Source organism: Gorillibacterium timonense, assembly GCF_001457415.1.
Taxonomy (GTDB): Bacteria; Bacillota; Bacilli; order Paenibacillales; family NBRC-103111; genus Gorillibacterium; species Gorillibacterium timonense.
In genome coordinates, this window is sequence record NZ_LN881723.1 from 755,584 (window position 1) to 768,300 (window position 12,717).

The following is a 12,717-nucleotide window of genomic DNA, read 5'->3' on the forward strand; positions in this document are numbered from 1 at the left end:
ATTCATCTTCTATCCTTGGAGGCGTTACACTTGATGAGAATAGCTAGCGGCAGCATCGGATATCCGCGCATCGGAGCCGATCGCGAATGGAAAAGAACGTTGGAAAGCTACTGGTCCGGCAAGCTTCCGGCAGAGGAATTCGAAGAGAGGCTGAAAAGCATCCGCCTGGGGCATCTGCGAAAGCAGCGGGACAAGGGGATCACCGTGGTCCCCGTCGGTGATTTCAGCTATTACGATCAGGTACTGGACACCGCGGCCATGTTCGGGCTTGTACCGGAACGGTTTGCGTATAGCGGCGGAGCAGTCCCCCTGGACGTGTATTATGCCATGGCGCGGGGAAATGCGGATGCCGCCGCCTGCGAGATGACCAAATGGTTCAATACCAATTATCACTACATCGTTCCCGAGTTGAGCGGACGAGAGCCGGAGCTCACCGTCAACCGACCGCTTGAGGCTTATCGAGAAGCCAAAGCCGAGTTGGGCTTGGAGGGCCGACCGGTCCTGCTCGGCTTGCTCACCTTCCTGAAGCTCTCCAAAGGGTATGACCCGGAGCAGTTGGATGAATGGATCGAACGCCTACTCCCCCTGTACGTGAAGATCTTGACCGAACTGGAGCAAGAAGGCGTCCGCTGGATTCAGATCGATGAGCCGATTCTATGCACCTCTCTCTCGGTACAGGACTTGGGACGGATTTACCACATCTATAGCGTGTTGAGTCAATCGGTGTTCGGCTTGAAGCTGCTCCTGCAAACCTATTTCGAATCCGTGGATGCGTATAAGGCCGTCATCGCTCTTCCGGTTCATGGCATCGGACTCGACCTCGTCCACGATCGTGGTGATAACTGGGCCGCTCTAGCTGAACAAGGCTTTCCTGCGGACAAGCTGCTGGCGGCCGGGGTCATCGACGGTCGCTCCATCTGGCGGACCGATCTCGCCGCCTTGAAGGAGAAAGTCGATCGGCTAAGCAGTCTCGTATCGCCCGGAAGCCTTCTCCTCCAGCCCTCCTGCAGCCTGCTGCACGTCCCCGTAACGGTGGAACGAGAAACCAAGCTGGAGCCGGTGTTGAAGGAAGCTCTCGCCTTCGCCGATGAAAAGCTGGACGAGCTGGTTCTCCTGTGCAAAGTCGTTAATGGGGAATCGTCCGCGGACGTACTGCTTCCGAGCCGTCAAGCTCTTGAGCGCCTCGCTGCTTCACCTGCCCTTAACCGCAAGCAGGTGCAGGAAGCATCCGCCTCGCTGGCAGCATCTGCGTCAGAGCCTGCCCGCCATGCGCCGTTCTCCGAGCGCCGCAAGCTTCAGCAGGAGAGATTCCGTCTCCCCCTTCTACCCACCACCACCATCGGCAGCTTCCCGCAAACAGCCGAGATCCGTCAGGCCCGGACCAAATGGCGCAAGGGAGTATGGAGCCCCGAGCATTATGAAGCCTTCATCCGGGAGCAGATCGAAACCTGGATCGGACTTCAGGAGGAGATCGGACTCGATGTCCTGGTACACGGGGAGTTCGAGAGGACGGACATGGTGGAATACTTCGGGGAGAAGCTCGCTGGGTTCGCTTTTACAGCAAACGGCTGGGTTCAATCCTACGGCTCCCGCTGCGTCAAGCCCCCTGTCATCTATGGCGACGTCGATTATGAAGGGCCGATGACGGTAACCGAAACGGTATATGCCCAATCGTTGACCAACCATCCGGTGAAGGGAATGCTGACCGGCCCGGTCACCATCCTTAACTGGTCGTTCGTGCGGCAGGATCTTCCCCAGGAACAGGTTGCCTATCAGATTGCGCTCGCTCTTCGTCAAGAAGTGGAGGCGCTAGAAGCTGCCGGCATCGGGATGATCCAGGTAGACGAGCCTGCCATCCGGGAAGGGCTGCCGCTCAAAAAAACACTTGCTGACGATTACCTGGCTTGGGCTGTTCGCGCGTTCCGCATCGCCACCTCCACGGTGAGAGACGATACGCAGATTCACACGCATATGTGCTACTGCGAGTATCATGACATGATCGACTCCATCGGGAAGCTGGATGCCGATGTCATTTCCATTGAAAATTCACGCAGTCACGGCGAAATTGTCGATTGCTTCAAGGAGCATACGTACGACAAAGGAATCGGCCTCGGCGTCTACGACATTCACAGCCCTCGCGTCCCTTCCATTCGGGAGATGGAAGAGCAAGTGAAGCAGGCTCTTGCCGTACTGGATCCTTCCCTGTTCTGGATCAACCCCGATTGCGGCTTGAAGACCCGCGGCCGGGAAGAAACCGTCGCCTCTCTTCGCAATATGGTACAAGCGACGCGGCAGGCGAGAGAAACGCTCACGCTGCACGCCTAAACCAAAAAGGAGCTAGCCCGCGCCATTCAGGATTGGCGTGGGGATAGCTCCTTTATTGTGCCGATACCAGTCATTGCGGTCATGATCTCAGGAAGGGATGATGAGAACTTGCCCTTCGCCGACCTGCTGACCGCCCAGTTGGTTATAGAAAGCGATCTCGCGGGCGCTCAACCGGTACCGCTCCGCGATCTCTTCGATCGTCTCTTCCTTTTGCACGATGCAGATGCGGATTTTCTTGAACGCATTCCCTTCCGATTCCCGGATGAACAGCTTTTTCCATTCTACGGATTCCGCTGACTTAAATGGAACCTCCGCAGATTCGCCTTCCGGTAAACGATTCGCCGCTGGACGGACGAGGGAATGCAGATGAGAAAGCTCGGTTTTGGGCGAAAACGCCACCTTGATCTCTTGTATGTCTTGCCGATCGTCCAAATCCGAATCGTTCTCCGCTTTATTGCTTGCGCCGTGAAACAGCGGAACCGCTTGCTCTTCAACAATGCCTGCGGCGGGATAAGGGTAGGATCCGCTGGTAGCTTCGGGCTTGTTCTCAGAGGAAGGAGATTTGGTCGACGTCGCTTCGGGCTTGACGATGACGGGATACAAGTTGTCCGGCTCTTCAAGCTCCTGCACTTCGGGATTAACCTCAGTTCCTTCGAAGCCGACGTTTTCCTCGTTTTCCTTTCCTTTTGCCGCCTTCTCCACGTTTTCCGCCTGTTCTTCCTTCTCAGCTTTCTCCGTCTTCGCGGGCTCTGCCGCCTCCGAAACCTCTTCTTCTTTTGCGGCAGGCAGCTCCTCCGAACGAACAGCCGCATAGAAGTCCGGCTCCACTGCCGGTATGTCGTAGATGAATACCGTTTCTTCGCTTAAGGCCTTCTCATCGGCACCGCCTGAGTAAGGAAGCATCTCCAGCCCGTGGAGAGACAGGACGCCCGTCACGTTCAGGCTGCGGTTCGAGAGCAGCTCCACATCAAACTGGTCGATCTCCACCCGAACATCCTCCAGCCGGCTGATTCGGTTTTGGGGCATGGTGATTTCAACCGGAATCAAATGCTCCAAGGTTTGTCCGGGCGCGCCGCTGTCTCCGCGGTAGGCTCCACTTAGCCACAGATTTCCTTTTATCACCGCGTAATCCTCTTCCTCTACCACCTGGATGTGGGGAACGAGCTCGGCTTCCTCCAATTCCTCGATGCCGTCCAGCCCCTCCGGCAGATGCACCCTCTCATAGATATCGAAACGCAGTCCGGAACCTTGTTCCGTCATCCGTTCCTCCTCCCTCCCGAATCAAGCTATCATTTCCCTACCCATTATATGGATGACTGGAAGGGAGCATGCCAACTTTTTCAGGAACGTGAGTGGCGCAGATCCTCAAGCAGCAAGGAAAATTCCGAGGGAAGAGGCGCGTTCAGACGGATGATGTCTCTTGTAAAAGGGTGCCTGAAAACAAGCTCCGAGCCATGCAGCGCCTGCCGGTTCATGGCGACCGGTCTTCCTCCGTACGGCTTATCGCCGAGGAGAGGATGGCCGATGGACGTGAGATGAACCCGGATCTGATGAGTGCGTCCCGTCTCCAGCTTAAGCTTAACCAGCGCTGCGTCATCAAACGATTCCATGACCTCGTAATGGGTCACCGCCTTTTCTCCCGTAGGGCTGACCCTTCGCAGCCCGGAACGATGGCGGTCTCGGCCGATCGGAGCGTCGATGGTTCCTTGCGGTTTGCGCGGAATGCCCTGAACAAGCGCCAGATAGAACCGCTCGACCGCTTTCGACCGCATGTCCTCATCCAGACGTCGCTGGGCAAAGGAGTTCTTGGCATAGAGCACCGGTCCCGTCGTATCCGCATCCAAGCGATGGATGTGTCGGATTCGGTTTGCTTGACCGTTCGCCAAGTAATAAGCCGCAACTGCGCCCGCGAGAGAGCCCTTCACTCCCGCTTCCGGCGGGTTTGTTGACCACCAGGCAAAAATCATCCTCAAACAAGAGCTCCAGCTCCGGCAGCTCCCACTCCGGCTCAAACTGCGATTCTTCCTCCGGGAAAAGATAAAGGAGCACCTTGCTGCCCTTCACGCGAATCGAGCCCGGTGTCGCGAAGGTTTTCAGCTCCTGCGGACTCAGCCCAAAGGAAGCGGACAGCCATACGCCGATTTCCTGGTCCGACGGAAGAGGCTTCGGCAGCTCCAGCCATTCTCCCGCCCTTCTTCCATACCCGCTCATGACCGTTTCTCCTTGCGGAATGCGATCGCGAGCAGAGCCGCCCCAAAGACGGTCATGAGGAGCAGCAGGCCGAGCGGCAAGCCGAACAGATTGTATTTATTCATCGCGGTCCATCCTTTTCTATGCTGTGACAGCATCTCGTTGAACAAGCAGACCGGGAAGGTCTGCGGGTTACAGGCCTACAGCTCGGCCAAAGCTTCGCGGTGAGCTTGTATCGTGGTATCAATATCTTCATCGCTATGAACGGCGGACACGAACATTCCTTCAAAGGGCGAAGGAGCGACGCTGATCCCCCGGTCGAGCAAGCCGCCGAAGACCTTAACGAACATCGCCGTGTTCGACGCTTTGGCAGACGTGTAGTTCGTTACCGGCCCTTCCGAGTAAAAGGGGCACACCATGGAGCCGACACGGTTGACCGTGAGCGGGATGCCCGCTTCCTCGGCATTCTTCCGCAGTCCGGCCTCAAGTCGCGCGGAAGCCTGCTCCAATCGCTCGTACACCTCAGGCGTGAGCAATCGAAGCGTGGCATATCCGGCTGCCATAGCGAGGGGATTGCCGGACAGCGTGCCCGCTTGGTAGATGGGGCCGCCTGGAGCCATCCGCTCCACAATCTCCCTCCGTCCGCCGTAGGCGCCGACCGGCAGGCCACCGCCGATCACCTTCCCGAAGGTGGTCAGGTCAGGCGTGATGCCGAAGAGCCCTTGGGCGCAGCTGCGGTGCACGCGGAACCCGGTCATCACTTCATCGAAGATGAGCAGCGTTCCGTACTGCGTCGTCAGCTCCCGCAGCCCTTCCAGGAAGCCGGGGAGCGGAGGGACCACGCCCATGTTGCCTGCAATCGGCTCCACGATGACGGCGGCGAGCTCTTCCCCGTATTTCTCAAAGACAAGCCGCGCGGCTTCCAGATCGTTGTAGGGTACGGCGATGGTGTTCGCCGCAATTCCCTCAGGCACACCGGGGCTGTCCGGAAGGCCCAGAGTCGCTACGCCGGAGCCGGCCTTGATGAGCAGCGAATCGCCATGCCCGTGGTAGCTGCCTTCGAATTTGAGAATTTTATTTCGTCCCGTGTAGCCCCGGGCGAGCCGGATCGCGCTCATCGTCGCTTCCGTGCCGCTGTTTACCATGCGCACGATATCGACGGATGGCACACGCTCGGCCACGAGCTTGGCCATCGCGGTCTCCAGCTCCGTTGGAGCTCCGAAGCTCGTTCCGTTCGCCGCAGTCCGCTGCAGGGCAGCAACCACCTCCGGATGAGCATGGCCCATGATCAACGGTCCCCAGGAGCAGATATAATCGATAAACGTATTTCCATCGATGTCATGGATGCGGCTGCCTTCGGCCCGCTCTACGAAGACGGGCGTGAGGCCGACGGCCTTGTACGCCCGAACCGGGCTGTTGACGCCGCCGGGGATGTAGCGCTTCGCTTCCTCAAAAGCGGCGCGCGACTTGGTATCGATGCGTTTGTTCGCCATGGGTGTCTACCTCCTTAAGCTAGTGTTTTTATGTGTTATCGATAGGGGAGCATTCTTAAGCTCTACTGAGCGAAAGAGCAACACTCTTTCGCTCAGCTAGAGGTGAGAAAGAAAGCCACACGCATTTCCCCCGTTCCTATTGCGTGCTTGCCCTTAAATTGTTGCATGAAGTGCATCATTTTCGCTTCATTCAGCCGGTTTGCCTTTGGAAAGTTGCATTTCATGCATCATTTTCGCTTTTTACAGGGGATTTCCCTCTAATTGTTGCACGAAGTGCATCATTTTCGCTTCATATAGCCGGTTTGCCCTAGAATTAATCTGGTTTGTCGACCCAACGATGTTCTGCCGCGCACCGTGCGGCAAGCTTACCTTCCACCACTCGCTAAGCTTCCCTTTCACTTGCTTCGGCTGCGGCAGATTGCTTCTTCAGCCGCATGACGACCGCTTCGGCGGTCTCGCGGCCTTGGCGGACGCAATCCGGCAAGCCGACGCCGTCGAAGGCGGCTCCGGTCAGGTACACGCCGGGCATGACAGCGGCAAGCTCCTTGCGCGCCGCCTGGATATGCTCCAGATGCCCGACCGGATAGTTCGGCATCGAGCGGTATAAGCGAGTGAGCTCGTGGAACAGCGGTTCCGCTTCGATCCGAAGCAGCTCCTTTACTTCTTGACGAACCTTGGCCACGATCTCTTCATCCGTCAGCTTGACCCAATCCTGATCACCGGCGCGTCCCACGTAGCAGCGAAGCAGCACTTTACCGGGAGGAGCTGTGCTTTCCCATTTCAGCGAGGTACGGGTGCAGGCCGTGATAAACCGTCCTTCCTTGCGGGAGATGACGAAGCCCGAGCCGTCAAAATCAACAGGTACATCGGCTTCCTCATAAGCGAGGACGACATTCGCCACCGAGACGTAAGGCATTTCCGAGAGCTTGACCAAGCCGGGAAGATGCGGAAGCAAGCTTGGGTACTCATAGGTCGGGAGCGTGACGATCACTGCGTCGGCTTCGAGATAATCTCCCCGGTTCAAGTGAACGCGGTAGCCTGGCTCATCTCCCTTGCCCGGAGCCCGGTCGATGCGGACGGCGTAGGTTTCGCGCAGGACCTTTGTCCCCGTTTCCGCTGCCGCCCGTTCCAAGCCCTCGATCACCGTGCTGAGTCCGTCCCGGTACGAGAGAAAGGCGCTTCCCGCCGCCGCTTTCGGGGTAGGGGCCATCTGCGCTTTCCTCTCAGCCTGCGATACCTGCATGCCCTGAATGACGCTGCCGTATTGCCGCTCCGCTTCTTTGAACTGCGGGAAGGTCGCTTCCAGGCTCAGCTTGTACAGATCGCCCGCATAGATCCCCGCGAGCAGCGGCTCCGCTACATTCGCCACCATCTCGGGACCGAGCCTTCGCTCGAGAAAGCCGCCGAGCGATTCGTCCCCTTCCCCGTCTTTTTTGGGAAGGGACAGATCTTCCAAAGCGCGGGCTTTGCCGTCTGGCGAGACGAGCCCCGTCTCCATAAAGGCTGAGAGATCCGTCGGGATGCCCAGAACCATACCGGAAGGAGCGGGATAAAATTGGCCGTGATGCAGGAAATACGAGCGCTTGCCGCGGCTGCCCTGTCCGACAAACCGGTCCTCCAGCCCAAGCTCGCGGGTGAGTTCGATCATCGGCTGTTTCCGCGTGAGAAAGGAGTCGGCTCCCTTCTCGATGGTGAACCCGTTCTTATGCAGCGTGTGGACTTTGCCGCCCAAGCGGCTGCTTTTTTCCAATATGGTAATTTGCATGGGAATCTCAGCATCCGATGCATAGCGATTGGCATAGTACGCCGCCGTCAAACCGGTGATCCCTCCGCCAATGATGACGACTTGTCGAATCGGTCGACTCACTTGTGCTTCCTCCTCTGCGTATTACCGGCTCTTATTGACATCCGCTTGAACGACCTCTTCGATCTTATCTTTGAGTGTTCCGAGATAAAGCGGGTCCGTATTCAGAGACTCCGTTCGTGCAAACATCAGCCCGAGCCGTTCTGCCGCCTGCACGCATTCGATATCGAGGTCGTACAGTACCTCCAGATGATCGGATACGAATCCAACTGGACAAGTGAGCACGGCGCGGACACCTTCCTCCGCCAGCTTCGGAAGCACCTCTAGAATATCCGGCCCCAGCCAAGGAACGGCTGTCCGTCCCGCGCTCTGCCAGACGAACGACCACCCGGTCACGCCTGTCTGTCCGGCAACGAGACGAGAAGTCTCCAGAAGCTGGTCGGGGTAGGGGTCGCCTGTCTCTAGGATGGAGGCCGGCAGGCTGTGTGCCGTAAACAGCACTCGGACCTCCTCCCGGGCATAGCCCGCTTTCGCGAAGTCGTTCAGCTTCGCTTCAACCCGCTCCGTCAGCGCACGGATGAACAGCGGATGTGTGTGGTAGCTTTCCACGAACCGAATCGGAAGACCCAGTTGGTCCGCCTTCTCGCGGGCTTCCCGAATATAGCCGCCGATGCTCATGCGGGAATAGTGGGGAGCGAGCACGATGCCGACCGCTTCCTCCACCCCTTCCCGGTGCAGGGCTTCCACTCCGTCCGCCACGAAGGGAAAAGCGTGCTTAAGGCCTTGCTTGCACACAAACTCCGTATCACCGGCGTTTTCGTTCAGCAGCCGTTCAAGCTCGGAGACCTGGCGATTCGTGTTTTCCCGGAGAGGAAAAACACCTCCGACAATCGCCGCATACCGAGCGGTCAGCTCGGCGAGCTGTTCCGGAGTTGGGGCATGTCCATGGCGAATATGTGTATAATACGCCTCAATCTGATCCATGCTTTCCGGGGTTCCATAGGACATCACGAGGACCCCGATGCGTCGTCTGGTCATTCGGTCACCATCCGTTTTTCCGGCAGGACTCCGGCTTCCGCCGATAGGCGTCCTTTGGAATACTCATGAACAAAGGTGGTCAGTTCTTTCAGCTTGCCAAGATCGGCTTCCGGATAGAGGCCGTGTCCGAGATTGAAGATATACCCCGCTTCTTGCATGCCCTCATCGAGAATCGCTTTTGCTCGCTCCTCAATGACGTTCATGGGCGCAGTGAGAACATACGGGTCCAGATTCCCTTGGATAGCAAAAACGTTGCCAGTCCGCTTCCGCCCCTCCGCAATGGAAACGCGCCAATCCAGTCCGATCACATCTGCTGCGAGCCCCTGCATGGCAGGCAGAAGCTCCCCTGAGCTCACCCCGGGAAAATAGATCTTTGGCACGGAGAGATCCGCCAGCTCGGAGAAGATCCGTTCGACGGTCGGACGGACAAACACCCGGAAATCCTCTGGTGCAAGCGAACCGACCCAGCTGTCGAACAGCTGGAACGCCTTGGCTCCCGAGGCGACATGGGCACGCAGGTAAGCGATCGCCATATCCCCCAGCTTCTCCATCAAGGCGAACCAGACATCCGGCGCGCTGTACATCATTTCCTTGGTGCGGCGGTAGCCTTTGGAGGGTTGGCCTTCAATGAGATAGCTGGCGATGGTGAACGGAGCGCCGGCAAAGGAAATAAGCGGCACCTCAAGCTCCTCATCCAGGAGCTCTATCGTGCGGAGAATATGGCCGAGATCGCCCTCCACGTCGATCGGGCGAAGCTTCTCCACATCCGCCTTGCTGCGGATTGGATTGTGGACGACCGGCCCGACATTCTTCATGATATCGAAATCGATGCCAAGGGAAGCGACGGGATTCATGATGTCGGAGTACAAAATCGCCGCATCCACACCGAGCTTCCTCACCGGCATCAGGGTGACACGAGCGGCAAGCTCCGGCTGGCGGCAGATTTCAAGCAGGCTGTAGCGCTCCTTGATCTCGCGGTATTCCGGATCGTAGCGACCAGCCTGCCGCATGTACCAGACCGGAACGCGGCCGGTCCGCTCCTTGCGGCAAGCCCGCAAAAACGTATCGTCGAAGGCCATGGCTCAGCCTTCCTTCAGCCAGCGGACCGCATCCTTGGCGAAATACGTAATGATCATGTCGGCCCCAGCCCGTTTCATGCCGGTCAGCGTCTCCATGACAATGGCGCGTTCGTTGATCCAGCCGTTGATGGCGGCGGCTTTCACCATCGCATATTCGGCGCTCACGTTATACGCCACGATCGGCAGATCGAAGTTCTCGCGCACGCTCTTGATGATGTCCATGTAGGCGAGCGCCGGCTTCACAATCAACATGTCCGCTCCTTCCAGGATGTCGGATTCGGCTTCGCGCAGCGCTTCCCGGGCATTGGCCGGGTCCATCTGGTACGACTTGCGGTCGCCGAATTGAGGAGCCGATCCGGCTGCTTCCCGGAACGGACCGTAATAAGCGGAAGCGTACTTCACCGCATAGGACATGATCGGGATATGCGTGAAGCCCGCATCATCCAGAGCGGTGCGGATCGCCTGGACAAAGCCGTCCATCATGTTCGAGGGAGCGATGATGTCGGCTCCCGCTTTAGCCTGGGAGACGGCGGTCCGGGCCAGAAATTCAAGCGATTCGTCGTTGTCGATGACAGCTTGATGCGTGCATTCATCCACATGAACGATCCCGCAGTGGCCATGATCGGTGAACTCGCATAGGCAAGTATCTGCAATGACCAGAAGCTCAGGATGATTTTGTTTGATTTGGCGGGTGGCCCGTTGGACGATTCCTTCGTCGTCAAAGGCGGAAGAGCCGACCGCATCCTTCGTGGCGGGAATGCCGAACAGCAGCACCGCCGGAATGCCAAGAGCTACAACTTCGTTGATTTCATCCTCAAGCGTATCGAGAGAGAAGTGATAGATGCCGGGCATGGACGAAATTTCATTTTTCACGCCGGTGCCCTCGGTTATGAAGATCGGATAGATCAGATCGTGCGCCGAAAAAGCATACTCGCGAACCAGATTGCGAAGCGCTGCGGAAGTGCGGAGTCGGCGGTGGCGGACAATGGGAAAGCTCACTTGGATAACCTCCTTGATATCGGACAAGGATCCCCAACCTCATGGAATCCTTAGAAAGGGTCATTTGTCATAGGTGTATTTTCGTCAATCATCGACTGAATTCTTTCTTGCATGAGAGGGAAGTTCCTTCGTCGGACAACCGGTCTGCCTTTCGCAGGAAGCTCTTCCCTCCCTCTTTATAGCGTCTGCAAAGCTTCGGAGAGTGATTCAATGGTCGCTTCCTTAGAAGTGACGCGGGTTACGAAGCCTGCCTCGCACGCTGTTTTCTCGGTGACCGGTCCGATACAGACGGCCGGAACCTGGAGAGCTGCTGCTAAAATCTCGTCATTGCCCGCAGCCTTCACCAAATGGATGAAGCTCGTTACCGTTGAAGAGCTGGTAAACGTGATCGCGCTCAGTTGGCCTTCAGCCAGCACGCGCAGCAGATCGTCCGCACTTTCTTCAGCCGGAACCGGATGATAGAGGTCGGCCTCAACCACCTCAAGACCAAGCGCCGCCAAACCTTCCGGCAAGACGCGACGGGCGAGTCCGGATCGGGGCAAAAACGCTTTCTGGCCCGGAAGCAGGTACGGTCGGGCCGTTTCCAGCAGCGTCTCCGCCTGAAATTTGTCCGGTGTCAAATCCGCAACAATCCCGCGCGTCCGCAGCGCGTCCGCCGTCTTGGAGCCGACCGCCGCGATACGGGCTCCCGCCATTCGGCGAATGTCGAGACCGAGATAAGCGATCCGCTCGAAGAAGAACTCGACGGCATTCGCGCTCGTGAAGAACACCCAATTGTATTCGCCTAGTCGTGAGCAAGCCGCATCCAGCTCGGCCAGCAGGGCGGGATCGGTCGGCGCTTCCAGCCGAAGCACGGGAAGCTCCAAAGCTTCTCCGCCCCATTCGTCGATCTGATCGGCGAGTCCGCTCGATTGGGTGCGGGAGCGGGTGACGAGAATGCGTTTGCCGAACAACGGCTTCTTTTCGTACCAGGCTAGCTTCTCGCGCAAGGTAACGACCTCCCCCACGATGATAATCGCCGGTGATTCCAACCGGGCCTCCTCGACTTGGCGGACGATGGTCGCAAGCGTTCCGGTCAAGGTCCGCTGCTCCGGACGAGTCCCCCATCGAATCACGGCCACCGGAGTATCCTCAGACTTGCCGTGGCCGATAAGCGTATCGCAGATCAGCCCGAGACTCGCGACGCCCATGAGAAAGATCAGCGTACCCGTCGCCGTCGACAGCTTGGACCAGTCGATGTTCGTATCAGACAGCTTCTTACATTCGTGGCCGGTTACAATGGCAAGCGACGAAGTAAAATCGCGGTGAGTGACGGGAATGCCGGCATAAGCCGGAACGGCGATCGCTGATGTGATGCCGGGGATGATCTCGAAGGAGATATCGTGCTCCTTGAGCAGCTCGGCTTCCTCCCCCACTCGCCCGAAGACGGAGGGATCCCCTCCCTTCAACCGGGTAACCGTCTTGCCCTCGAGCGCAAGGTCGACGAGCAGCTGGTTGATCGCTTCCTGCCGAAGGGTGTGACGGTCCGGAAGCTTGCCGACATATACGCGTTCGGCACCCGGCTTCATATGCTTGAGCAGGGCTGGATTTGCAAGCCGGTCATAGACCACCGCATCCGCTTTGCCGATGGCTTCAAGTCCGCGTACCGTAATCAGCTTCGGATCGCCGGGTCCGGCGCCGACAAGGTAGACCTTGCCGGGCGTTATGGGATCCATCCTATCTTCGGATCTCGGACTCCCCGCCTTCAGGCTCTGGCCCTGCCGATTCTCCTCCGCGTTGTTCAAGGATC

The 12,717-nt window shown here is 58.0% G+C and carries 10 protein-coding genes; 1 reads left to right on the forward strand and 9 read right to left on the reverse strand.

Features of this window, described 5'->3' with window-relative positions; genetic code table 11:
* Positions 1–33 precede the first annotated feature (33 nt).
* Positions 34–2,325, forward strand: a complete 2,292-nt coding sequence (gene metE / locus BN2684_RS11135; RefSeq protein WP_058302223.1) for a 5-methyltetrahydropteroyltriglutamate--homocysteine S-methyltransferase — start codon at positions 34–36, stop codon at positions 2,323–2,325.
* 87 nt (positions 2,326–2,412) lie between these two features.
* Here metE and BN2684_RS11140 read toward each other — a convergent pair whose 3' ends face one another.
* The 9 genes from BN2684_RS11140 to cobA all read right to left on the reverse strand — a co-directional run bounded on the left by BN2684_RS11140 (position 2,413) and on the right by cobA (position 12,643).
* Positions 2,413–3,585: a LysM peptidoglycan-binding domain-containing protein gene (locus BN2684_RS11140; RefSeq protein WP_058302224.1), complete on the reverse strand. Its 1,173-nt coding sequence runs from the start codon at positions 3,583–3,585 to the stop codon at positions 2,413–2,415.
* An 80-nt stretch (positions 3,586–3,665) separates the two neighbouring features.
* Positions 3,666–4,211: an RluA family pseudouridine synthase gene (locus BN2684_RS25250; RefSeq protein ID WP_316245512.1), complete on the reverse strand. Its 546-nt coding sequence runs from the start codon at positions 4,209–4,211 to the stop codon at positions 3,666–3,668.
* Entirely contained in the window at positions 4,102–4,536 is a 435-nt protein-coding gene (locus BN2684_RS25255) for a hypothetical protein (protein WP_316245513.1), read from the reverse strand. Before BN2684_RS25255 ends, BN2684_RS25250 begins: the two co-directional genes overlap by 110 nt.
* 179 nt (positions 4,537–4,715) lie before the next feature.
* Complete coding sequence (gene hemL / locus BN2684_RS11150) at positions 4,716–6,008, reverse strand: glutamate-1-semialdehyde 2,1-aminomutase (RefSeq protein ID WP_058302225.1); 1,293 nt, start codon at positions 6,006–6,008, stop codon at positions 4,716–4,718.
* A 382-nt stretch (positions 6,009–6,390) separates the two neighbouring features.
* Positions 6,391–7,875, reverse strand: a complete 1,485-nt coding sequence (gene hemG, locus BN2684_RS11155) for a protoporphyrinogen oxidase (protein WP_058302226.1) — start codon at positions 7,873–7,875, stop codon at positions 6,391–6,393.
* 21 nt (positions 7,876–7,896) lie between these two features.
* On the reverse strand, positions 7,897–8,850 hold the full coding sequence (gene hemH, locus BN2684_RS11160; RefSeq protein ID WP_058302227.1) for a ferrochelatase: 954 nt from the start codon (positions 8,848–8,850) through the stop codon (positions 7,897–7,899).
* Entirely contained in the window at positions 8,847–9,929 is a 1,083-nt protein-coding gene (gene hemE, locus BN2684_RS11165) for a uroporphyrinogen decarboxylase (RefSeq protein WP_058302228.1), read from the reverse strand. The genes hemH and hemE overlap by 4 nt, the downstream gene beginning before the upstream one ends.
* Positions 9,930–9,932: 3 nt before the next feature.
* Positions 9,933–10,928, reverse strand: coding sequence for a porphobilinogen synthase (gene hemB / locus BN2684_RS11170; RefSeq protein ID WP_058302229.1), 996 nt, complete (start codon positions 10,926–10,928; stop codon positions 9,933–9,935).
* Between the two features lie 176 nt (positions 10,929–11,104).
* The gene (gene cobA, locus BN2684_RS11175) at positions 11,105–12,643 is read right to left on the reverse strand and encodes a uroporphyrinogen-III C-methyltransferase (RefSeq protein WP_058302550.1); all 1,539 of its coding nucleotides are present in this window, start codon (positions 12,641–12,643) and stop codon (positions 11,105–11,107) included.
* Positions 12,644–12,717: the final 74 nt, after the last annotated feature.

Bases quoted from the DNA above. Each gene is read 5' to 3' on its own strand.
- metE (WP_058302223.1), top strand. From the start codon at position 34: ATGAGAATAGCTAGCGGCAGCATCGGATATCCGCGCATCGGAGCCGAT.
- BN2684_RS11140 (WP_058302224.1), bottom strand. From the start codon at position 3,585: ATGACGGAACAAGGTTCCGGACTGCGTTTCGATATCTATGAGAGGGTG.
- BN2684_RS25255 (WP_316245513.1), bottom strand. From the start codon at position 4,536: ATGAGCGGGTATGGAAGAAGGGCGGGAGAATGGCTGGAGCTGCCGAAG.
- hemL (WP_058302225.1), bottom strand. From the start codon at position 6,008: ATGGCGAACAAACGCATCGATACCAAGTCGCGCGCCGCTTTTGAGGAA.
- hemH (WP_058302227.1), bottom strand. From the start codon at position 8,850: ATGACCAGACGACGCATCGGGGTCCTCGTGATGTCCTATGGAACCCCG.
- hemE (WP_058302228.1), bottom strand. From the start codon at position 9,929: ATGGCCTTCGACGATACGTTTTTGCGGGCTTGCCGCAAGGAGCGGACC.
- cobA (WP_058302550.1), bottom strand. From the start codon at position 12,643: ATGGATCCCATAACGCCCGGCAAGGTCTACCTTGTCGGCGCCGGACCC.